We start from the raw sequence: 23,292 nt of genomic DNA, 5'->3' as shown, positions 1-23,292 counted from the left end.
TAATGCTATGACCATACAGGGAAAATTTAAAAAGCAGCTGACGTTAACCGATCTGACGTTTATCGGCCTGGGCGCGATTTTTGGTTCCGGCTGGCTGTTCGCCGCCAGCCATGTTGCTGCCATCGCGGGCCCTGCGGGGATCTATTCGTGGCTGATCGGTGGGCTCGCTGTACTGCTGCTGGGCATTGTTTATTGCGAGCTGGGTGCCGCGCTTCCCCGTGCCGGTGGCATCATTCGTTACCCGGTGTTTTCCCATGGGGAGCTGATGGGGTATCTGTTGGGGTTCATCACACTGATTGCGTTCTCCAGCCTGATCTCGATCGAGGTCGTCGCCGCCCGGCAATATGCAGCAGCCTGGTTCCCCGCTCTCAGCCAGCCAGGCTCGGGCGATCCCACGTTGATCGGTTGGCTGACGCAATTTATCTTGCTGTGTTTGTTCTTTACGCTGAATTACTACAGCGTGAAGACGTTTGCCAAATCCAACAACCTGATCAGCATACTCAAGTTCATCGTGCCGGTGCTGGTGATCGTGGTACTGTTCACCTTCTTCAAGCCTGAAAACCTGCACAGCCAAGGCTTTGCGCCCTTTGGTTCCGCCGGGGTGGAAGCGGCGATTTCCGCCGGTGGGATCATCTTCGCCTATCTGGGGCTGACGCCAATTATTTCGGTGGCCAGCGAAGTCCAAAAGCCGCAGCGTACCATCCCGATCGCGCTGATCCTGTCGGTGGTGCTTTCCACCATTATCTATGTGCTGCTGCAACTGGCTTTCCTCGGCAGTATTCCAAGCGAAATGCTGAGCGGTGGCTGGCAGGATATCAGCAAGCACTTTTCGCTGCCGTACCGCGATATTGCCGTTACGCTGGGGATGGGGTGGTTGGCTTTTCTGGTGGTGAGTGACGCGATCGTTTCACCGAGCGGCACGGGCAATATCTATATGAATGCCACGCCGCGAGTTGTGTATGGTTGGGCGCGGGCAGGGACTTTCTTCAAAATTTTTACCCGCGTCGATGGTGAGTCGGGGATCCCGCGTCCTGCACTTTGGCTGACTTTCGGGCTGGCTATCTTCTGGACGTTGCCGTTCCCTTCCTGGGAAAAGCTGATCGGAGTGGTCTCCGCCGCACTGGTACTTAGCTATGCCATTGCCCCGGTTACCGCCGCCGGGCTACGCCGTAATGCACCGAATTTGCCGCGGCCGTTCTTTGTCTGGGGATTTAGCGTGTTAGGACCGGTGTCATTCATCATTTCGGCATTGATCGTTTACTGGTCAGGCTGGAACACCGTCTCCTGGCTGCTTGGCCTGCAAATTCTGATGTTCTTTGTCTATATTCTGTTTAAAAACAAAGTGCCGACTCACGCCGTCAGCCTGAAGCAGCAGATTTGGTCCTCGCTGTGGCTGATCGCTTTCTACGCCTTGATCATCGTGGCTTCCTATCTCGGCAGTTTTGGCGGCATCAATGCTATTGGCCACCCATGGGACACCCTGCTGGTAGCGGCCATCGCGCTGCTGATTTATTACTGGGGAGCTTACACCTGTTTACCTCAGGCAAATTTTGTCGGGGACGAGGAAGAGTAATGCTAAAGGAGGAAACGATCATGACCAACACCGTCAATCTTACGTTGTCAGAGGCCTATCAACTGGCGTATCGAGCCTTGCACAGTAATGGTTTCAGCACCAAGCATGCCGATGCGGTGGCAAAGAACGTCACCGCCGGTGAACGCGATGGCTGCCATTCCCATGGTTTGTATCGTGTACTGGGCTGTGTCCGGTCGCTGCATGCCGGCAAAGTGATGGCTGATGCCGAACCGACGTTCACCGACAGCGCTCCGGCGATTTTACGCGTAGACGCGCAGGGTGCGTTCTCGTTGGTGGCCTATCAAGCGGCGCTGCCTGCCTTTATCACCAAAGTTCGTCACTGTGGTATTGCCGCATTGGCGATCAATCATTGCGTCCACTTCTCTGCGCTGTGGGCGGAGATCGAGCCGCTTACCGAACAGGGATTAGTAGCGTTGGCTTGCACCCCAAGCCATGCTTGGGTAACGCCCGCCGGGGGGAGCCAGCCCTTGTTTGGTACCAACCCGATCGCCTTTGGTTGGCCACGCCAGGGACAAGCCCCGTTTGTGTTTGATATGGCGACCAGCGCAGCTGCACGCGGTGAGATTGAGCTGCATCGCCTAGCGAATAAACCGCTGCCAGAAGGTTGGGGAATCGATAGTCACGGCAAACCGTCCACTGATGCCGCCAGCGTACTGCAAGGCGCAATGTTGACGTTTGGTGGCCATAAGGGCTCAGCATTGGCAGCGATGGTGGAGCTGATTGCCGGGCCGTTGATTGGTGATATGACCAGTAAAGAATCGTTAGCTTACGACCAATCAACAGGCTCTTCACCTTATGGCGGAGAGCTGATCATTGCCATGGATCCTGAGCGTTTTCTGGGGGCGGAGAAGGAAGAGCATTTCGCCAGAGCGGAAGGGCTTTTTAATGATATGGCAGAGCAAGGATCCCGTATTCCTGGGGAGCGGCGTTTTAAGGCGCGTCAGCACAGTGAGCAGTTCGGTGTGACATTACCGCTGACGTTATATAAAGAGATTGTGGCGTTGTGTCAGTAATCCCTAGCAGGCTCATCGTTTACCGATGGGCCGATGTGCTCCCATTCCTCTCTTGCCGCTGTAGTGTAGATATACGCACAACAATATGTTAACAATGTTGAAACAATCAATTCGGCGGTAAATTGTGGGGACGGTTAACGAGCAAGCGGCGTTACCGGATATTTAGTTGACACATTTCTTCAAGGAGCAGGGCATGAGACAACAACGCTGGTGGGGAGTCATCGCGACATTGCTCCTCATAGTGATCGCCTATGCTGACCGGGTAAATATCTCCGTCATGCTGGTTAACCCCGAGTTTCTCAATCACTTTGGCCTGGTAGACAATCGCGCCTATCAAGGCACATTGATGACCGCCTTTCTGCTAGGTTATGGCCTTTCAGCCATGTTGTTGACGCCGTTTCTGGAAACGCTATTCGGTTATCGTAAAGGCTTGACCCTCAGTGTGGTTCTCTGGGCGCTCTTTACCGCGGCTTCTCCGTTGGTCGGATCGTTCATCATTTTACTGGTCGTGCGGGCCTTCCTCGGTGTCAGTGAAGGGCCACTTTTCTCGCTGAAAACCATGTACATCAGTGACCATTTCGCCGCCAATGAGCGGGGAAAGCCCAATGCGGTCTCTGCATTAGGCGTGTCTTTAGGTTTGGTGATAGGTTTTCCGCTGGTGACTTTCCTGATGAGTCATCTCGGTTGGGCCCTTTCTTTTCACGTTCTGGCGTTAATCAATCTCCTGGTCGGCTTGCTTTTGGTGCGTGTGTTTATCCATCCTAGAACAACCGGAGTGGTGCAGCGCATCAGTGAATCCATGATGCAACGTGTCTGCCATATCTTCATTCTGGCTTGGAAAACGCCCATGCTCGGCTGGATCATGCTGGTTGAGATAGCTACGCTCAGTTATCTTTGGGGTTCCAGTTCCTGGCTGCCCGCTTACCTGACCAATGAGCGTGGCTTTTCCATCAAGCAAATGGGTTGGCTAGCATCGCTACCCTTTATTATCAGTATCTTCTCCAAGTATATTGGCGGGGTGATCCTGGATCGCGTTCGGCCACAGCAGATGCCATTGATTTTTGCCTTTGGCGGGGCAGCAACGGCTATCTGCATGTTAGGCGTGATGCTGAGCTCACAAAGTGGCTGGCTGGCCGTGTTCCTGCTATCGGCTAACGCTTGTTGGGGGGCGCAAGGTGCGGCAATTCCCACCCTGATCCAACACCATGCCAAAGCAGAAAGCGTTGGCTCTGCCTACGGGCTGATCAACGGCGTGGGGAATATCTTTTCGGCATTTATTCCCTTACTGATGGGGCTGGTGATGATGTCGTTTGGCACCGTCTCTTCAGGCTTTTCCGTGCTGGTGGCCTCGCAGATTGTGACTATGTTCGCTGGTGGAATGCTGTTTGTTCGCATGCAAGGAAACCGGCAATTCACCACGGCGTGGTGAACGTGAAGGGCTTGGCATTGCTAGTCGATCCGCAATTCGGCAGCAAGCAGCTCCAGCATGGCATCCACTTTTGGCTGCAGTTGCCGCCCAATAGGCCACACCAGATTGAGCGGCAGACCGTCAGTCGTCAGTTCCGGTAGGATTTGCACCAATTCACCACGTGCAATTTCATCGCAGACCAGCCATGTTGCCAACTGTGCGATACCGCACCCAGCCTTAACGGCGGCAACCTGAGCTTCGCCATTTCCGACGATAATGCGGCCCTCCATTGTGCGCCGCTCAATCATTCCAGCATCATGCGCGATCAACCACGGGCCCGTGGTTCCATCGGCCTTACCATAGAGCACGGCATCATGGCGAGACAGTTCGGCGGGCGATGTCGGTGTCCCGTTGCGGGCCAGGTAATCGGGAGAGGCGCAGAAAATGAGGCGTTCACAGCCCAGGTAGCGATGGCCAACTGAGGTAGGCCAATGATCCGGGCCACCGATACGCACCGCCACGTCAATAGCTTCTTCAAGCAAATCAACGAAGCGATCGGTCAAAGAGACATGCGGGCGTAAGTGCGGGTGCTGCTGTGAGAACTGGAGCAGTAGCGGCCAAACCCGAAGGCGGCCAAATGTCGCCGGAGCATCTAGCCGCAGACGACCCATCGGTTCGCTGTGCTGTGCGGCGAGCACGGCTTCAGCTTCTTCCAAATCGGCCAGCACTCGTACGCAAGTGCGGTAGAACGCTGCCCCTGCATCCGTCAGAGCCAAACGGCGGGTGGTGCGTTCGAAAAGCCGGGTCCCGAGCCGATCTTCAAGGCGCGCCACACTTTTGCTGACGGCAGAGCTGGTCAGGTGCAATTGCTCTGCCGCTGCCGTGAAACTGCCTGCATCGGCCGTCGCCACGAAGGTTTCGATGCCCTTAAGCCGCTCCGATGGGATCATGCTGCCCTCACTTACTAAGGAATTAAATTCAATAATGTCGGTAAAATATATCAATAATGAGAATATATTTCTTAAATATACTAAGGGCAACAGCAAATCCCCATGCAGGAGCCTTTTTGATGTCTTCGATTACCGTACCGGGCACCGCCATTTCGGCGAGCCGTAGCCGTCTTTCCATCGTCATTCTTGCGGTGGCGGCTTTCGTCATCGTCACGACCGAATACCTGATCGTCGGACTATTGCCAGCATTGGCACGCGACTTGGATATTTCAATTTCCGCTGCTGGCCAATTCGTTACCTTGTTCGCTTTCACGGTGATGCTGTTCGGCCCTGTGCTGACTGCGCTGTTGTCACACATTGAACGTAAGCGCCTGTTTATCTGTATTCTGATGATCTTTAGCCTCTCAAACGCTCTGGCCGCAATCGCTCCGAACGTTTGGGTGCTTGCGATTGCCAGGTTCATTCCCGCGCTGGTGCTGCCCGTGTTCTGGGGGACGGCCAGCGAGACGGCCGGACAGATTGCCGGGCCGCATCGTGCCGGTCGCGCAGTATCGCAGATGTATCTGGGGATCTCAGCCGCCTTACTGTTTGGTATTCCACTGGGAACGCTAGCGTCAGACCTTATCGGCTGGCGTGGCACCTTCTGGATACTGGCCGGGCTGTCGCTGGTTATGACATTGGCCCTGGCGATCTTCATGCCGACCCTGGCACGCCCCGAACGGCTAAGGCTGGCAGAACAGACACGCATTCTCAAAGACCCGTATTTTGTCGGTAACGTTGTGTTATCGGTCGTTGTGTTCACCGCAATGTTTACGGCTTACACTTATCTAGCCGACATGCTGGAGCGCATCGCCGGTGTGGCTCCGGCGCAAGTCGGTTGGTGGCTCATGGGCTTCGGTGCTATCGGCCTGGTCGGTAACTGGCTGGGCGGGCGCTTTGTAGACCGCAACCCACTGGGCGCTACCGCCATATTCTCGTTATTGCTGGGCATAGGCATGATGGCCAGCGTACCAGCGGCAGACTCGCTCATTCTGTTATGGTTGGCACTTGCGCTTTGGGGGATCGCCTATACAGCGCTGTTTCCAATCTGTCAGGTTCGGGTGATGAAGTCCGCTTCACACGCTCAGGCGCTAGCCGGAACGTTGAACGTTTCTGCTGCCAATGCCGGTACGGGCCTTGGCGCCATTATCGGTGGCCTGGTGATCCCTCAATGGGGATTGGAAAACATCGGTTTCGTTGCCACAGGCATCGCGATAACGGCCATTTTGCTGGCGGCTTGGCTTGTACGCTTTCGGCGGCAAAGCGCGAAATAAGCAGGAAAGGGAAGGTGACCGTCTATGCGGTCACCTTGGCAAAAATCACGTCTCTTCGTTTCTGTGATGTGACAGACGAACTTGCGAAAAAAGAAGGCGAGGAAGATCTAAGCCTCAGGTATTGGAAGCAAGGGCACAAAGAGTTCTTCCAAAGAGAAGGGAGTTACTCCGACACAATGGAGCTGGTAACAGAATAGTTTGAGCTGGTCGAGTTGTTGTAATATATGCTCCTGCGGTACGTAAAATAAAAGGAAATAGGGTGAATTTAAATGCAGCTGATTTATCCCAGTGATTACTTTAACCCCTCCAAGGCTGATGAAACTTTTGAGCAGGAGTTTAACTGTGCCAGACAGAACGGATTAACCTGTGTGCTGCTGTCCTCTGAACACGCCTCGATGGGAAAGTACAAGTTCTCTCACAGCTTTGAGCCAGATGTCCCCGTGATATGGCGTGGATGGATGCTGAGCCCGGAAGAGTATCAACAACTCCATAGAGCCGTTTCGCTGAGCGGCGGGCAAATGCTTGAATCATTTGATGATTATATTCGGTGTCATTACATCACCGGCTGGTACGAAATTTGCCAAAAGTATACGCCGGAAACCGTATTGGTCAGTGCAGATGCTGATTTCGATATGCTGACCGATCGGCTTAAGTGGCCGTGTTACTTCGTTAAGGATTATGTTAAATCACTGACAACTTCCAGAGGCTCTGTTGCCGCAAATGCCGATGAGATCCGCGAAGTGTTGAAATCCATTGAGCACTTCCGAGGGAAGATTGAAGGGGGAGTCAGCCTTAGACGTTTTGAAAATTTTGTCCCCGAGAGTGAGCGCAGATATTTTTCATTGAATGGCAAGGTTTTCTCTGCTGACGGAATTATTCCAGAGGTGGTTATTGAAATCGCGCAGCTCGTCGATGCTCCATTTTTCTCCATCGATATGATTGAAAATGATGCAGGTCAGCTCCGGCTTATAGAGATCGGGGATGGGCAGGTATCCGACATCAAGGAATGGCCGGTTGAGCGCTTTGTACGGATATTTATGGCGTCATAGGAGCCCAAATAGGCGAGCTTCAGGGGCGCGTAAACGCCCCATTTAACTTACTCAAATAACCTACGGTGTAGCGCTACAACCGCGCTGTCAGCGACTTCGCTTGGTAGCATGAAGCAAAGATTATCATTCGATGCGCCATGGAAAATCATGCGCACCGCATACTCATCCAGATCCACAAATGTATCCCGGCAAACGCCCGCGCCACGATGGAGTTGATTGCCAATCAGCGTGACCAAGGCCAGCCCGGTTTCAATCTCAACTCGGCAATGAGAAGAGAGTGCTGTAAGCAACGCGGTGGTCAGGGTGTGATCTTCTCCCGAAGTGGATCCCGTGGAATTCAGGGCTAGCGCTATACAGCTCTCGGAGGTGGTAACCAGGTCCACATCAACCCGATGTTCTGCCAGAATCGCGAACATTTCGGCAAAGAATCTGTATGCAGGTTGCGTATGCAGGTCGTGCAATCTCAACAACGTCTGTTTACGGCGAATGGCAATCGCACGATAAAGTGGCGGATTCTCTGTCTCACGGCGAACCAGCGTTCCACCGGCAGCGGTATTTTTGCTGGACCCTACAAAGACCGGGATATTTTTCCGCATCGCGGGTAACAGGGTCGCCGGGTGGAGCACTTTCGCACCAAAAGCAGCCATGTCGCTGGCTTCGGAAAAGGAGATATGGTCAATACGCCGGGCCTGCGCCACAATGCGCGGATCGGTGGTGTAGATCCCGGCCACATCAGTCCAGATATCGACACGTGCGGCCTGCAATGCTTCCCCAAGCAGGGAGGCGGTGTAGTCGCTGCCGCCCCGGCCCAGGGTTGTGGTATGCCCGGCATCATCACTGCCGATAAAACCCTGGGTGATAACAATCGCCTGCTCAATACGCGGCCGCAGATGGGCTTCTGCCTGATCCTCGACCAGGTTGATATTGGGTTCGGCGCAACCGTAAAGGTTGTTGGTTCGAATGACTTTACGGGCATCAAACCATTCTGCTTGCGCTGCACGTTCACGAAGCACTTCAGCAAATAACAGGCTCGACATCAACTCGCCATGGCTGACCAGTTCATCACTCAGCGCCGTGGAAGGCATTGTCAATGCCGTCTCGGCAAGGCGGGCAATATTTTCAAGGAGCTGATCGATTTCTTTGCTGATGACCAGCGGCGCTTTCAGGCGGGAAATAATGTTGTACTGGATAGTGCGAAGGGTATCAATTTTATCCATACGATCACGACTTTCCAGCCCTTCAGAAAGTTCGACCAATAGATTTGTGACCCCTGCGGAGGCAGACAAAACGACCAGGCGGACGTGGTCATCAGCAAGAACAATGCCGGCACTGCGATTCATCGCGTCAAAGTCAGCAACGCTGGTACCGCCAAACTTGGCAACGACGAATTGTGGATAAATGCGTGTCATAACAATCTCATATCAGGGCGCCATAAAAAATGGCAAGAAAATTTTCATTCTCGGCATAAGGGAAGCACGCTTCGCCTTACGAAATGTCCGCCCGCGAACATTTCTGATGACAACCCAGGAAAGCCTCCTGTTGTCGATAACGTGTATTGCCTCTTACGCGTTACCGGTGTGATGCGCATTAATTCTTTATTTACGGAGAGTAAAATAAGCGCGCCATAGTAAGTGATTTATCTTAATGGATCGACATTTTTATTTTATTTCGCAATAAATCAGTGAAAAAGAACGCCTTACAGGCCAACACCTAACATTCTTAACGGTAAAATCGTGTAACAAAAGAATAAAACCATAGCAAAACGATGGTTTTCATGACGTTGTATCTAATCCGGGCATTCGTAACGTTTTGTGCGATATTGGTAACAAAAATTAATGCGCAGCGAAAGGTAACTTATTGTTATGATTTGACTTTAAAGGGTTAATTGCATGTTGAAACAAATGATTGAGTACACCATTAAAATGCTATATATTGGCCGCGTTTTTACAGGCAATCCCCTTAACCTTTTATTCAACCCGGCGTTAATAATACCCGAGGTTGTGGGAGTGATATGATGACGGATAAAGTCCGTATTGATACTTTAAGTGCTAGTTCATTACCACAAAGCAATGATACCTTTTTAGCGAGACAGGCCGAGTTTGAGTCTAACGTCAGAAGCTATCCACGGAAACTGCCATTGGCAATTGCCAAAGCGCAGGGCGTTTGGATTACTGATGTTGAAAATAATCAATATCTTGATTGTCTTGCAGGCGCCGGGACTCTGGCGCTGGGTCATAATCATCCTGACGTGCTTCAAAGCATTCAAAGTGTCATCAGCAGCGGCTTACCGTTACATACGCTGGACCTTACCACACCTCTGAAAGACGAATTTTCCTCCTATTTACTCTCTTTATTACCGGGCCAGGGCAAAGAGTATTGCCTGCAATTCACCGGTCCGTCTGGCGCTGATGCGGTTGAAGCCGCGCTCAAACTGGCTAAAAAAGTAACCGGCCGTTCAAGCATCATCAGTTTCTCCGGCGGCTACCACGGTATGACGCACGGTGCGCTCTCCGTAACAGGTAACCTGTCACCAAAAGAAGCCGTCAGCAACATGATGCCGGAAGTGCAGTTTATGCCTTATCCGAATCAGTATCGCTGCCCGCTGGGCATCGGTGGCGAAGCAGGTGTTAAAGCGCTGACGTACTACTTCGATAACTTGATCAACGACGTGGAAAGCGGCGTACGCAAACCAGCGGCGGTGATCCTCGAAGCGGTTCAAGGCGAGGGCGGTGTGAACCCGGCTCCAGCCGAGTGGCTGCAGCGCATCCGTAAAGTTACGCAGGACCATGGCATTCTGCTGATCATCGACGAAGTCCAGGCTGGTTTCGCACGCACCGGTAAGCTGTTCGCGTTTGAACACGCAGGTATCGAGCCAGACATCATCGTTATGTCTAAAGCTGTCGGTGGCGGTCTGCCGTTGGCCGTACTGGGCATCAAAAAACAGTTTGACGCATGGGCGCCAGGCCACCATACCGGAACATTCCGCGGTAACCAGTTGGCAATGGCCACCGGTCTGACCACGCTTAAGCACCTTAAAGACAACGCCATTGCGGATAAAGTTGCCGCCCAGGGCGAGTGGCTGAAAGGCAAACTGGCCGAACTGCAAAAACGTTACCCGGCTATCGGCCATGTACGCGGCCTAGGCCTGATGATCGGCATTGAAATCGTGAAGCCTAACGAAGCACAGGATCACATGGGATGCTATCCGGCGGATGGCGAGCTTTCGGCATTGCTGCAGAAAAAATGCTTCGAATCCGGTCTGATTCTGGAGCGAGGCGGCCGTCATGGTTGCGTACTGCGCCTGTTGCCATCACTGCTGATCACCGACGCTGAGCTGGAAATTTTCCTCGATAAATTTGAAAACGCCTTGCTGGCCACTGGCATGGAGCCGGTTTAATCGGAGTTAACTATCGTGTCTGATAACAACCCAATTCTGTCCGGTTCGGCGCAAAGTATCGCCGCCTACCAGGATGCCATTGAGCAAAGCAGCAAAGCCGTTATCGAATGGTTAAAGCAGCCAGAAATGTATCAGGGGAAAACCGTCGACCAGCTGCGCGAGCGCATTCAGTTGAACTTTACCTCTCAGGGCCTGGGTAACCAGGCCGCCATTGAGCGCGCAGTTGAGTATTTCCTCAAGGACAGCCTCTCTGTACATCACGCACAATGTGTAGCGCATCTGCACTGCCCGAGCCTGGTGATAAGCCAGGCTGCAGAGGTGCTGATCAATGCTACTAACCAGAGCATGGACTCCTGGGATCAAAGCCCGTCAGCCACCATCATTGAGATCAAACTCATCGAGTGGCTGCGTGAGCAGATAGGATACAGCGCCGGTGATGCCGGCGTGTTCACCAGTGGCGGTACCCAGAGTAACCTTATGGGGCTGATGCTGGCGCGTGATGCTTTCTTCGCGCGTCAGGGGCACTCCGTTCAGCAGCATGGTTTAACGGGCGATCTGAGCAAAATCAAAGTGTTCTGCTCCGAAAGCGCACACTTCTCCGTGCAAAAAAACATGGCGTTGATGGGGCTGGGTTACCAGTCAGTCACTCAGGTGAAAACCGATGCGTTCTCGCGTATGGATATCGCTGACCTGAAAACCAAACTGGCGCAGGCGAAAACCAACGGTGAGCAGGTGCTGGCGATTGTGGCCACCGCCGGTACGACCGATGCGGGTGCGATTGATCCGTTAGAGGAAATCACCGCGCTGGCCGCGCAGGAAAATATCTGGGTTCACGTTGATGCCGCATGGGGTGGAGCGCTGCTGCTTTCTGAGAAGTATCGCCACTACCTGAATGGCCTGGAATCCGCAGATTCCGTGACACTGGATTTCCACAAGCAGTTCTTCCAGACCATCAGCTGTGGGGCATTCCTGCTGAAAGACGCACGCCATTACGAGCTGATGCGTTATCAGGCGGCGTACCTGAACTCTGATTTTGACGAAGAACAGGGCGTACCGAACCTGGTGTCAAAATCACTGCAAACCACACGTCGTTTTGATGCCCTGAAACTGTGGATGGGCCTTGAAGCGTTGGGTAAAAAGCAGTACGCCGAAATCATTGATAATGGCGTTACGTTGTCACAGAAAGTGGCTGAGTATGTCTCTGCACAACCGCATCTGGAACTGGTTATGCAGCCACAGTTGGCAAGCGTACTGTTCCGTTTCTGCCCGAAAAGCGACGATCGTGCGTTTATCGCGCAGTTAAACCAGCGTATCGGCGATGTTCTGTTGGCATCAGGTAGTGCCAACGTTGGGGTAACAGAAGCAGATGGGGTAACATGTCTGAAGCTAACGCTGCTGAACCCAACGGTTTGTCTGGAGGACGTAAAAATCCTGCTGGCCAGCGTGAAAGAGACGGCTGAAAAATTGCTCAACGCGTAATCCTTAGTAGCCGAATCTGCGTCGAGTTGCTAGTCAATTCGGCGCAGTCATAATGCTTCCTCTGGTGAAATCTGTTGGGTAATGACAGCCATTATTTCTCAGATTTCACGTAGCGCGATCAAAAAAGAAGGGCGTTTTGAACGATATTGCACAGCTTTTGTCAGTAATCCACCCACTAGAGGTTCAACTCCATCAGTCGGCAACGCGTAACGATGCTAATCTCGTCGGAGAATTGCTGCATGACGATTTTGAAGAGATCGGCTGTTCCGGGCTGCACTATGACAGGCAGCAAACCATTGCGGCGCTAAAGTTGGAAAGCGGCCAGCCACAGATTTTTGCCGAAGAGTTCAAACTGGTGAAGATTGCCGATGGTGCCGTATTGTTGAGGTATAAAAGTTTTCAACGTGATGTGGATGGCAGCATAGTTCGCCGTGCCGAGCGTTCTTCGATCTGGTTGCAATCGTCACAAGAGCGCGGAGGCCATTGGCAGATGCGTTTTCATCAAGGAACACAGATCGAGGATTGAAGCCAACTGTGTATCAACTCGAATAATCGCCACCCATGAACCAACTTCTAGAAAACCAAGCAGACAAAGCGTGAAGGTGAGGTGAGATAAACATAGCGGGATAACCCGGTGCGTAATTGCCAATGCAATTTAACATAATATACATTATGCGCACCAAAGTAACGATACGCGGAATCTGGCTATCTGGTACTATCATTGGTCTTCATTGGCCCTGGTCAAAAATTCACGTTGTTTGGTTGTTCGAATGCCCAACTGTCTCGATCCTTTCCAAGCCTACCAGCATCCCATCATCACGAGACGCAAAGATAAGCTTTCTATCAACAAGCCAAGCCAGCCAAAACATAGCTTTCTCTGCTAGGCCAATTAGAGCCTCAAAATCTTCTCGATCGCGCGCCATGAGATTTCCTTGTTCTTTGTATCATCACCAAACTGCCAATATGGTGATCGGGCAGGATTTCGTTTAGAAATCTTCACGTTAACACTATGGCCAATCCGATACATAAGACCGACCTGTTGATCATATTTACCTCATCAACAGACCAAAACCCCCTGCTTTATTGATCGCGCTACGTGAAATCTGAAATGAATGGCTACACTAACCCGTGTAGATTTCACAAAAATGTATGTCTACCGTGTCACGCCGTCAGCAGACGTATCGGAAGAAGTCCCGCCAGACGGATTAGTAACAATGCCTGCTACCAATTGCCGTAGGGATAGGTTTTCCCTTTGATAAATTCGGGAGTATCTCCGTAATATTTATACCCATTGGGGTGTCTAGTTATCCCTTTGCAAAGCTCTAATTTATCCCCGGACACAGTCATTAAGACTGATGGCGTCACGCGATAATTAGGCTGATTACCGATACCTCGTAGCCAGACTGCAACCTTACCTCCCGGAGCCAGACCAATTTGTATATTGTCGTAATACCCGATATTACCCTGATAATCCTTATACACGCTGGGTTTGCGCATTTTATCCACAACATCGTCAGACAAGGTCAATCGAGTTTCATACACCTTTTTATCTATCACCGAGTCCCAGCAAAAAAGAATATGCCTTGGGGGCTGCTTAACGTGATTCCAGTGCCCGTTGAGCGCGCGTGCACGGTCATTCCACTCGCCGACAACACCATACAGCGCTTTCGTACTGTCGAGAGTATTAAACCTATAATCCGTACCGCCAGCATCAAGGATAGCGACAAAAGTCACCATTGCAGGCAGCGCCTGAGGCGTGAAGAAATTAAATTTCCACTCAGTGGGCACATCGTTTTTGACAGGAGGCTCGGACTGGCCCGCACCGTGGCACGCCATCAGCACCAGTACCGGAATAAGCCCCGCCAGCCGGGTTATTTTCATATTTTATTTCCATCCATATCGTAAACCGTTCGTTGCCAGCGTTCGTCCGGACGGTTGGTAAAGGTCACCAGCTTCGCCGGTTTGACTGCCCCAGCGATCATTCCCTCACCGTCTCTGACCACGCTGTTCCAGTTGGCTGAACAATGGATATATTTCTCTGCCAGCATTTCGATTTCCTGACTGATGAATCCGGGAGCCGATGCCCCATTCCGTACCGCGCGGCCCATCACAATCGCTTTTTCGCACAGGTAGTTTAGTTCTAGTGGTAATGAAAAGTCTGGAACACTGTCATCAATAGGATCAAATACCACGCCTGCATCCTGTGCCGCATCCAGCATCACCCTCAACACCACCTTCGACCAGTCGTTGCGCGTCGGGCGCTCAATGACCGCTGCCGCCCCGCTGCGTTTTTGCGGCATGCCGTAGCGATCGGCTGGCATCCGCTCGTCGTGCCAGGTATCGATGCTAATCTCCAATGCCTGCAACAAAGGGCCAATCGCTGACCAGGTATCCATCGCACTGAGCTGCTCACAGGCCTGTTGATAAACACGCGTTTTCGTATCATGTGTGGAAAAGGGTACGGTTTCAAACTGCGGACGGGTGATGAAATAGGCTTCGTACTCATCAGGGTTATAACCGCCACCAATGTCAGAGTGTGCACCGGGCAAAGCCAGTTCCGGCCATGCAGGTTTCACGCTGTTCAACGCAAAGTTAAATCGGCATTCGTGCTGTGCGGTGATATGAAACACCTTCTCGGCTACCCCCGGACGCAGCACTATATTCACCTCGCCCGTATCGGCGCTGTGCGGATTGAACCCGTTGACCGGCGTACCGATGCCAGCCACCGTATCAAATATCCCCAGAAAACGGGTTTTACCGCCGGGAGTGCCTGAGAACTCAATACTTCCCAGACCGGACTTGATGGCAGCGATAATAGCCTGATCCTGACTGAATACCCGGTTGGCAAAATGCCGTGCCGCCGCCGCTCCCCGGCTGAAACCGAAAATATCAAACTGTAATTCCCTAACGATGCCGATATCGGTTCCGGATGGATTGGTTAAATAGTCTGTGATGGCGGCAACCAGAGCCCTCACTGCCTTGTCGGTTTTACTCACCACACCGGAGTTACCCCGGCCGGTACCCATCCCGTACGCACTGTCGCCTTCCCCGCTTTCCGTACCAATCCCCTCGATATAAATTGCGTTCTGTCCCTGCTCACTATCAACGGGAAGGTTGGTAGAGTAAAGTGCATTGAGCCAGTGAACATTGGTGTAATAGCCGAGATGACTTCCTGCTGCGAAGCCGCTGTGTCCGCTTTTTAGTTGAACGCATTGGAAATAAGCTGACTGAGCATCGGCATTGTTCATCCCAAAATGCTCTCCGGAGCAGGCATCAAGGCTGGCTGCGGTATTATCCGCATTATTGCCGGTGCCGTCGAAAAACACCCCGATGGTCAGGGTAATTTCCCGCTTCTGCCTTTCCTTTTTGGCCGCCTGTGCGTGCTGCTCTGGCTCTGCTGCCTGTTTCTTAGCGCTTTGAGCATACTGCGCTGGCGCCGCTGCCGGTCCGCTATTCATCGGCATTGAGCGCGGAGAGATAGATGGGGCAACCGAGAGCGGTTGACTGCTCGCAACAAGACGATGGCTACCAGCCGGGCAACCACAAGCCACACGATGGCCGTCAAGTGCCGTTGGTACACCATAAAAACTTAAGTTTACTTCCCCTTCGGCAATAACCCCGATTTTCCCGCAAGCCGGACACGAAACCTTATGCCCTTTCAGCGCGACGGGAATACCATCACACGTGTAACGATTTCCCAGAACCCCCTCCAGTACCCGCCCCCCTGTGGTGGTGGTATCGCCCTGGCAAATGACCGATATTCCCTGGTAGTTCATTCCTCTGCTCATATCCTGCGAGCCTCTTTGTCAGCCTCTTCCATGACATTACTCCATGTTTTATTAAGGGTTGTATCCGGAACCAGACTAAACTCTCTACGACAAACTGTCAAAAATTGACCAATTTGAAGAAGCCAGTGGACACCAGCATGTTAAACGTAAACATCACGAAATCGATGCCAATGCGTATCATCGGCCTATCTCACACGGGTTCTTACAGAGAGAGCAATCGGGCTTTCACTGGAGCTATACCAGTTGGCGAATTGTGTTCGCGCTGAAAAGCTAAGTATTAATGTTGAGAAATATTGAAGTGGCATTCAGCACTGGAATGCCACGGAGTGAGCCCTAGCGATACCGGCTAGCCTACCTCAGCGCCAGTTCGGATCCTTCATTACCGAATAGCGACCGCTGCCAAGGAAGGCGATGGCCAGCCCGGCAAAGAAATACACCGCCATATCTTCTGCTCCCCAGGCCCCTACCTTGGTCAGCATCAGCGCCTTGCCGGGATCGATCAGCAGGTAAGCCGCCAGCATGGTAAATGAAAACACCAACGCCGCCGGGCGGGTAAAAATCCCCAAAATAATCAACAGTGGAGCTACTAGCTCACCGACGAAAACGCCGTAACCGATAAATCCTGGCAACCCATGTTGAGTCAGCAATCCCTGGATATAATCGATGCCGCCGATCAGTTTATGCCACCCATGGAATATCATCATAATGCTGAACGCCAAGCGCAGTATCAGTTTGCCCAGATCCGGACGATCCATGACACGATTAAACCAATTCACCATGTTGCACCTATTGAGAGTTAATGATAATCGCAATCAATCTAATCCTAAGTTGCATTTTTACAACGAAATTCGTAGTAAACCTTGATCTAACACATTAAATAAACTTTCATAAAAACCGACGCCACCTGCATGCCCGCCTCCTTAGATCGCGGCGTTATAGTAAGCTTGAGAAGAATTATCTTTCTATCTATAGGGATCAAATGTTAATAATTGGCATTTTATGCTGACATTGGTTTTTTGGTAGCTAAACATATCGCCCTCGTGGGGATTATATATCATTAAATACTTTATTAATGCTTAAGCTTGCGGAATATGGCCTCTCATACCATATTTATTACACTCTGAAGAATGTGGTGGATTAAGTGAAATAAAAAACTTAACCACGTATTTTAACCCGTAACATTCGGAACGAGCTTTTATTTTAATGAGATACCACGCGCCTGCGCAATGCTGGCCCGCTCTGTGTATTTCATTTTATTTAGCATAGCAATTCACCGCTAATATCATTAGCCCGGGAAGTAAACTTTGTGAGCCTCACGTAACTGTTCGCCACCAGCGGCGATCTTGCTTGCGCGCAGCACAGGCTATTCATTTAAATTCAAAAGGTTAACATGCATCAAATTACCGTTATTGTTTTTACAATAGCGTTATTTTTAGTGCATCTAAAAAACAAAAATCATGAACATCCACGTTACTGGAGGCTCAGGGATTAATACGCCCTATTAATCCATAGCAATAAACAAAATGACTAATGCAACCTGTTTTATTGATTTTTCCCGGTGGCAGTATTAAGGCCACCATAATAAAAACCCATACAGGCAGCACCTTATGAGCGATGAACAACTTGCATCCGATGCGGCACTACAGCAATTTATCGATCTTTCCCGTTTATTAACCGGTTTCGACCGCTTTGAGTTACTCGGTACGGGTCAGGCAGCCTTTTATTTTGACTGGGTACAAACGCACGCGGCAGAACATTTTGCCACGTTGTTGGCAACGTACGGCGATCTCCCGGCAGATGCTGCACAGCACTCTTACTTTGTAGAAACCCAACTGCTGGGTTCTGAAAAGTTGTCAACGTTGGTGAGTAGCATTATCAAACTGTGGTACCTAGGCCAGTGGTATTCGCCAGACAACCCGAATGATACCCAGATCCCCAGTGCTAACAGCTATCAACAGGGCTTGGTGTGGGATGCGATCCATGCCCATCCACAGGGTGCCAAACAACAAGGCTTTGGTGCCTGGTCTGAACCGCCAGTCACCACCTCCACAGTGGTGAAACTATGAATATCATCACTCCTGAACAAGCAGAGACAACCGAGTACGACGTGGTGATCGTAGGGGGTGGGATCTCTGGCGCCATCGTTGCCAAAACCCTGACGCAAGCGGGAAAACGCTGCCTGATCGTCGAAGCCGGTACCGGATTGGGGACGGACTATCAAGGCTATCTGGACTACCTCAACACCTTTTATACCGCCACCATCAAAATCCCCAATGCACCCTACCCAAGCAATCCTAATGCCCCGGAACCGCTGGAAACCGAAGTCAGCAAGACGCCAAGCGATAAAGGTTACTTTGTCCAGCGGGGGCCGCTGCCATTCAGTTCGACCTACACCCGTTATCTCGGTGGCACCACCCTGCACTGGCTCGGCACCTCGCTGCGCATGCTACCAGAGGATTTTCGCCTGAAGTCGCTGTATGGCGTGGGTATCGATTGGCCGATCGATTATCAAGAGCTGGAGCCGTGGTACCGTAAGGCGGAGCTGGAGCTTGGGGTTTCCGCCAATGTAGAAGAACAGTCTTACCTGGGCGTCACCTTCCCACCTGGCTATGTTTATCCAATGCACGGCCTGCCCGCGAGCTGGAGCGACAAGCAACTGGCCAGCCGTATCGATGGCATGCAGGTGGAAGATGACGGTAAGTCTTACACCCTGAAAGTGCGCGGAACGCCCGCTTCACGCAATAGCGTTCCCAATAGTGATTACGATCAGGGCCGGGGCTATACCCCAAAAGGTGCCGTGGGTAACGACAAAGTGGGCCACCGTTGCATGGGTAACTCCAGTTGCGTGCCTATCTGCCCTATTCAGGCCAAATATAATGCACTGAAAACGCTGAACACCGCCAACCACGAAATGCTCGATATCGTGTTGCAGAGCGTGGCGTTCCAATTGGATATCGACCCACACAGCAAGGCGATCAACAGCGTTCAGTTCAAACACTATCGATATCCTGGCGATGACTCCTACAGCCTGCATACGGTGAAGGGCAAACGCTATGTGCTCGCCGCCCACGCTGTCGCCAACGCGGTGCTATTACTGGCCTCCGGTGCCTGTAAAGGCAACGATCTGGTTGGCCGCCATCTGATGGATCACCCGGAGCTGTTGACATGGGGCCTAACCAAGAAAACGCCATTGTGGCCGCTACGTGGCCCATTAGCGACCTCCGGCATCGAGGATCTGCGCGGTGGCAGCTTCCGTAAACACCACGCACCGTATCGGTTCGAAATGGGCAACGACGGTTGGCTGTGGCCAGCTCAGGCGCCGTCGAAAGATGTGATCACTCTGGTAGACGACGAGCAACTGCACGGTAAAGAGTTACGTCAAAGGCTCAAAGACCAGGTTTCACGTCAATTCCGCTTCGGCATCCTGGTGGAACAGCTGCCGGAGTACGATAACCGCGTCACCATCGATCCGAATTATCTAGACATAATGGGTAACTACCGCCCGGTCATTCACTACGATTTATCGCCCTATACCCGAGCCGGTTTCGCCAGCGCCTACGATATGTCGATGAAAATCTTCGATCAGGCCGATATCAAAAACTACTCGTCCTATTCAAAAGAGGATGCTGGAGCCTTCGTCTGCCCTGACGGCAGAACCCTCACCTTTAACGGTGCCGGGCACTTTGCCGGAACCCACTGCATGGGCGGTTCACCAGAAAGCTCAGTGGTGAATAAGGACCAGCGCACCTGGGAGCACCCCAACCTCTATCTGGTGGGCTGCGGCAACATGATCAACATGGGTACCTCAAACCCGACGTTAACCATGTCGGCGCTCACCTGTTGGGCTGCACACAACATCCTGCAGGATCTGAACGGGGGGCATCATGCGGCAGATTGATTGGCAGCAAGCCACCGCCCAACCCTATGATGCGGTGATCGTAGGTTCAGGATTTGCCGGTTGTATCATGGCCAAGCAGTTGACCCGCGCTGGCCGCCGGGTGCTGATCGTCGAAGCCGGGACGGGCAACGACAGCTTTGGCCAGCACCTGGATCATGTGCAAACCTTTATGCAGGCCGTGGCAAAAACGCCTAACGCACCCTATCCAGATTCCCCTAACGCACCACAGCCGGAAGTGACTGACGTTGAACCCATCACGCCCGGTAAGCCTTCGCACAAAGGGTATTTCGTGCAGATGGGGCCCTATCCCTTTGAAAGTAACTATACCCGCCGGCTGGGTGGCACTTCGCTGCACTGGTTTGGCAGCTGTCCACGGATGCTGCCGGAGGATTTTGCCATGGCCACGCTGTTTGGTCGTGGCGTGGACTGGCCGCTGAGCTATGAAGAGTTACTGCCGTATTATCAACGCGCTGAACTCGAAATTGGCGTTTCCGCCGATGTGCAGGATCAGCAATACCACGGCATCCATTTTGCGCAGGGCTATCAGTACCCGATGCAAAAGATCCCCCAGAGCTATCTGGATCGCTGGATGATCGCCGGATTGGCCCAGGCCGAATTACCCGGTACGGCAGACAAAGCCCAGATCCGCTCTATTCCGCAAGGCAGAAACAGCGTGCCCAATGCAGGTTATACCCCGCGTGGTGCGGTGGGAAATCCGGCCGTGGGTCGCCGCTGCATGGGCAACTCCAGCTGTATTCCGATCTGCCCGATCCAGGCTCGTTACAACGCGTTAAAAACCCTGGTGGAAACGGATGCCGATTTGCTGATCCAGGCGGTTGCCTCTCGTCTGCATATCGCGCCAGAGACGGGGAAAATCAGCGCGTTGGACTGCAAGGTGTGGAAGAACGACAGCAGCCATGACTTTGAGCCGATCACCTTACACAGCGAGCTGTTTATTCTGGCCGCCAACGCCATCGAAAATGCCGTGTTATTACAGGCATCACAGGCCTGTCAGTCCAGCGGAGAGCTGGGGCGTAACCTGATGGATCACCCCGCCATCTTGTCTTGGGGGTTAGCGCCGGAAGCGATAGGCGCATTTCGTGGGCCGGGTTTGACGTCAACGTTGGTGAACTACCGGGGTGGCGAATTCCGCCGCGACCGCGCCGCCTTTGTGCTGGAGATCGGCAACTGGGGCTGGAGCTGGCCACGCAACGAACCGGTGGACAGCACGCTGGATATGGTGGATGACGAGCGATTGTATGGCAAGGCGTTACGCCAGCAGCTTGGGCAGGTACTGCCCCGGCAAATCCGCCTGGACATGATGACCGAACAGCTGCCGGATGCCGCCAATCGCGTCACCATCGACGATCGCTGGCGTGATCCGCTCGGTAATTACCGGCCAGTGATCCACTACAACGTGGACGACTATAGCCAAGGCGGCATGGCGTTTGGCCGCGAAGTGGCCAGCAGCCTGTTCAGCCAACTGGGCATCAAGGATTTTACCCACTACCCGTCGGACAACCCCGGTTATTTCACCTGGCAAGGTAACGGTTACATCTGGGCGGGCGTTGGCCATATTGCAGGCACCCACCGGATGGGAACGCGGCCAGAGAATTCGGTAGTCAACCGGCACCAGCAAAGCTGGGATCACCCCAACCTTTACGTTATTGGCTGCGGCAGCATGCCAACGCTGGGCACCTCAAATCCCACGCTCACCATGACGGCCCTGACCTTCGCCACTGCCGACCATATACTCGGACGGAAACATTGATATGAACATGACCGCAAAAGCCAAGACCTTCCAGCTTGCTGAAACCTCGTTTGCCCAACTCGGCTATGTACAGTTTGCCGACGAAAAAAGCCTGGCGCAGGATCTGACCGAACTGCGCAATCTGCTGCAAAACGCCATGCAGTTGGAGCATGCGACCATTCCCCCCTATCTGACGATGCTCTATACCCTGGATGACGACGTTGATTGGCGCATCATCGAAACCCTGCGTTCGGTGGTGGTGGAGGAAATGCTGCACTTCACCCTGACGGCCAACCTGCTCAACGCCATCGGCGGGACACCCGCAGTCGATTCGCCCGATTTCCTGCCCAGCTATCCAGCGCGGCTGCCTTACGATATTGATGATATTGAAGTGAATCTGTACGGCTTCTCCAAAAACGGCATCTTCCAGGGCATGGTGATCGAGCATCCGAAAGATGTCCGCCCGCGCGCCATCGCCAATGAAGTCCCCAGCGATATGACCATCGGTGAGTTTTATCTTTACATCGAATCGCGGCTGCGGGCAGCGGTGGAAACCCATGGAGAACGGGCGATTTTCTGCGGCGATCCGCAGCGCCAGATCCCGCCGGATGTTTTCTACTACGGCGGCGGGGGCAACGTACTGAAAGTAAGCGATCTGAAGACCGCGATTGCCGCCATGAAACTGATCACCGATCAGGGCGAAGGTACAGAAAACGATATCTGGGTCGTGGATGAAGATGAGCTGGCCCACTATTTCCGTTTTAGCCAGATCTACAATGAACGGCTGTATCAAAAAGGCGATACCGTGGCCAGTGGCCCTACCGGCGCCCCTTTCCCGGTGCCGTGGAACAAAAGCGTGCTGATCGACAGCAATGCCAAGGTCAGTGATTATCCACCCGGTGAAGTTCGTGACGCCATCATCCGGTTTAACCAGCGTTATTGTCAGTTACTCGGCGATCTGCAAACTGCATTTACCGGTGCCCCAGACAAGTTGATGGCCGCCGTGGTGGCGATGTGTGCGCTGCGGGATGATTTCCGCGCCATAACCGCCAACCCGTTCCCCGGCAAGGAGTTATTTCACTGCGCCCCCACGTTTGAGTACACCGTGGCTAACCACCAGCCGCTGGGTAAACAGGTGTTGATGGCTGCTCCGGCCACCGCAGCCGTAACCTTAACCGACAGTGCAGATGCCACTGCCAGCAATGAGGCCACTCTGGATCAACTGCAGCAAGCCTATTCCACCGGTAACCTGCAGTTGGCTCTCTCCTGCATGAGTGACGAGGTGATCTGGGATATCTCCGGCCCCAGCGAATGCCCCTATCTGGGCGTGTTTTACGGCCACGAGGGGTTTACCCGTTTTTGGACGCTGCTTGGTGCAACGGTGAATTTTGGCAGCGCGGGCGTCGAGAAATCCTTCTTCAGCGGCGATCAGGCCATGTCCTACGGAGGCGAACAAGGCACGACCAAATGCGGCCGCGTGCCCTATCGCTACGACTGGGCGATCCGTTATCAATTCAATGAACAGCATCAAATCACCCTGATGCGTCAGTACTTCAACCCACTGAACATTCTTTCGGCGCTGAAGGCCGCGCCTTATCCGGTACCGGCGGCTTGCCCACACTCGGCCAAACCTCAATCCCAACAACAGTAGGA

At 52.8% G+C, this 23,292-nt stretch carries 18 protein-coding genes and 1 pseudogene; 13 read left to right on the top strand and 6 right to left on the bottom strand.

Annotated elements, in window-relative coordinates; genetic code table 11:
* Positions 1 to 7 precede the first annotated feature (7 nt).
* From KGP26_RS14095 to KGP26_RS14085, 3 genes are all read left to right on the top strand, one after another.
* A complete protein-coding gene (locus tag KGP26_RS14095) occupies positions 8 to 1,573 on the top strand; it encodes an APC family permease (RefSeq protein ID WP_021806383.1) in 1,566 nt (521 codons plus the stop codon).
* 20 nt (positions 1,574 to 1,593) lie between these two features.
* Complete coding sequence (locus KGP26_RS14090) at positions 1,594 to 2,607, top strand: Ldh family oxidoreductase (RefSeq protein WP_223665656.1); 1,014 nt, start codon at positions 1,594 to 1,596, stop codon at positions 2,605 to 2,607.
* Between the two features lie 193 nt (positions 2,608 to 2,800).
* Complete coding sequence (locus tag KGP26_RS14085) at positions 2,801 to 4,036, top strand: MFS transporter (protein WP_223665602.1); 1,236 nt, start codon at positions 2,801 to 2,803, stop codon at positions 4,034 to 4,036.
* 20 nt (positions 4,037 to 4,056) lie between these two features.
* Here KGP26_RS14085 and KGP26_RS14080 read toward each other — a convergent pair whose 3' ends face one another.
* On the bottom strand, positions 4,057 to 4,965 hold the full coding sequence (locus KGP26_RS14080) for a LysR family transcriptional regulator (protein ID WP_021806380.1): 909 nt from the start codon (positions 4,963 to 4,965) through the stop codon (positions 4,057 to 4,059).
* 119 nt (positions 4,966 to 5,084) lie between these two features.
* On the opposite strand from KGP26_RS14080, the gene KGP26_RS14075 reads away from it, so the two are divergent.
* The 3 genes and pseudogenes from KGP26_RS14075 (at position 5,085) to KGP26_RS14065 (ending at position 7,327) form a co-directional block, all read left to right on the top strand.
* Positions 5,085 to 6,278, top strand: coding sequence for an MFS transporter (locus tag KGP26_RS14075; RefSeq protein WP_223665601.1), 1,194 nt, complete (start codon positions 5,085 to 5,087; stop codon positions 6,276 to 6,278).
* A 53-nt stretch (positions 6,279 to 6,331) separates the two neighbouring features.
* Positions 6,332 to 6,475, top strand: a pseudogene (locus tag KGP26_RS14070) (ASCH domain-containing protein); the annotation flags it as partial.
* Positions 6,476 to 6,547: 72 nt separating this feature from the next.
* A complete protein-coding gene (locus KGP26_RS14065; protein WP_166734924.1) occupies positions 6,548 to 7,327 on the top strand; it encodes an ATP-grasp domain-containing protein in 780 nt (259 codons plus the stop codon).
* A gap of 47 nt (positions 7,328 to 7,374) precedes the next feature.
* Here the strand turns inward: KGP26_RS14065 and lysC are convergent, their stop codons facing one another.
* Positions 7,375 to 8,736, bottom strand: a complete 1,362-nt coding sequence (gene lysC, locus KGP26_RS14060; protein WP_115158509.1) for a lysine-sensitive aspartokinase 3 — start codon at positions 8,734 to 8,736, stop codon at positions 7,375 to 7,377.
* A 602-nt stretch (positions 8,737 to 9,338) separates the two neighbouring features.
* Here lysC and KGP26_RS14055 point away from each other — a divergent pair.
* The 3 genes from KGP26_RS14055 to KGP26_RS14045 all read left to right on the top strand — a co-directional run bounded on the left by KGP26_RS14055 (position 9,339) and on the right by KGP26_RS14045 (position 12,729).
* On the top strand, positions 9,339 to 10,724 hold the full coding sequence (locus tag KGP26_RS14055) for a diaminobutyrate--2-oxoglutarate transaminase (RefSeq protein ID WP_179251567.1): 1,386 nt from the start codon (positions 9,339 to 9,341) through the stop codon (positions 10,722 to 10,724).
* A 15-nt stretch (positions 10,725 to 10,739) separates the two neighbouring features.
* Positions 10,740 to 12,203 (top strand): aspartate aminotransferase family protein, encoded by a 1,464-nt coding sequence (locus tag KGP26_RS14050; RefSeq protein ID WP_223665600.1) that lies wholly within the window; start codon positions 10,740 to 10,742, stop codon positions 12,201 to 12,203.
* 136 nt (positions 12,204 to 12,339) lie between these two features.
* A complete protein-coding gene (locus KGP26_RS14045) occupies positions 12,340 to 12,729 on the top strand; it encodes a DUF4440 domain-containing protein (protein WP_223665599.1) in 390 nt (129 codons plus the stop codon).
* Positions 12,730 to 12,952: 223 nt separating this feature from the next.
* Here the strand turns inward: KGP26_RS14045 and KGP26_RS14040 are convergent, their stop codons facing one another.
* The 4 genes from KGP26_RS14040 to KGP26_RS14025 all read right to left on the bottom strand — a co-directional run bounded on the left by KGP26_RS14040 (position 12,953) and on the right by KGP26_RS14025 (position 16,770).
* Positions 12,953 to 13,126: a hypothetical protein gene (locus tag KGP26_RS14040; protein WP_223665598.1), complete on the bottom strand. Its 174-nt coding sequence runs from the start codon at positions 13,124 to 13,126 to the stop codon at positions 12,953 to 12,955.
* Between the two features lie 298 nt (positions 13,127 to 13,424).
* Positions 13,425 to 14,084, bottom strand: coding sequence for a DUF2931 family protein (locus tag KGP26_RS14035; RefSeq protein ID WP_094981730.1), 660 nt, complete (start codon positions 14,082 to 14,084; stop codon positions 13,425 to 13,427).
* Positions 14,081 to 15,979 carry a PAAR domain-containing protein gene (locus KGP26_RS14030; RefSeq protein ID WP_223665597.1) on the bottom strand — a complete coding sequence of 633 codons (1,899 nt, stop codon included), beginning with the start codon at positions 15,977 to 15,979 and terminating at the stop codon, positions 14,081 to 14,083. Before KGP26_RS14030 ends, KGP26_RS14035 begins: the two co-directional genes overlap by 4 nt.
* Positions 15,980 to 16,347: 368 nt before the next feature.
* Positions 16,348 to 16,770, bottom strand: a complete 423-nt coding sequence (locus KGP26_RS14025) for a DoxX family protein (RefSeq protein ID WP_021806367.1) — start codon at positions 16,768 to 16,770, stop codon at positions 16,348 to 16,350.
* An 828-nt stretch (positions 16,771 to 17,598) separates the two neighbouring features.
* On the opposite strand from KGP26_RS14025, the gene KGP26_RS14020 reads away from it, so the two are divergent.
* From KGP26_RS14020 to KGP26_RS14005, 4 genes are read left to right on the top strand one after another with little or no spacing between them, the layout of a single operon-like run.
* A complete protein-coding gene (locus KGP26_RS14020; RefSeq protein ID WP_223665596.1) occupies positions 17,599 to 18,057 on the top strand; it encodes a ferritin-like domain-containing protein in 459 nt (152 codons plus the stop codon).
* Positions 18,054 to 19,889 (top strand): GMC family oxidoreductase, encoded by a 1,836-nt coding sequence (locus tag KGP26_RS14015; RefSeq protein ID WP_223665595.1) that lies wholly within the window; start codon positions 18,054 to 18,056, stop codon positions 19,887 to 19,889. Before KGP26_RS14020 ends, KGP26_RS14015 begins: the two co-directional genes overlap by 4 nt.
* Positions 19,876 to 21,660, top strand: coding sequence for a GMC family oxidoreductase (locus KGP26_RS14010; RefSeq protein ID WP_223665594.1), 1,785 nt, complete (start codon positions 19,876 to 19,878; stop codon positions 21,658 to 21,660). The genes KGP26_RS14015 and KGP26_RS14010 overlap by 14 nt, the downstream gene beginning before the upstream one ends.
* 1 nt (position 21,661) lies before the next feature.
* The gene (locus tag KGP26_RS14005) at positions 21,662 to 23,290 is read left to right on the top strand and encodes a ferritin-like protein (RefSeq protein WP_223665593.1); all 1,629 of its coding nucleotides are present in this window, start codon (positions 21,662 to 21,664) and stop codon (positions 23,288 to 23,290) included.
* The last annotated feature ends 2 nt before the right edge of the window (positions 23,291 to 23,292 follow it).

The sequence above is a fragment of the Serratia sp. JSRIV002 genome, from assembly GCF_019968725.1.
GTDB classification, from domain to species: Bacteria; Pseudomonadota; Gammaproteobacteria; order Enterobacterales; family Enterobacteriaceae; genus Chania; species Chania fonticola_B.
Note: the sequence above shows the minus strand (reverse complement) of the source record. Positions and strands in the feature narration are given on the sequence as shown.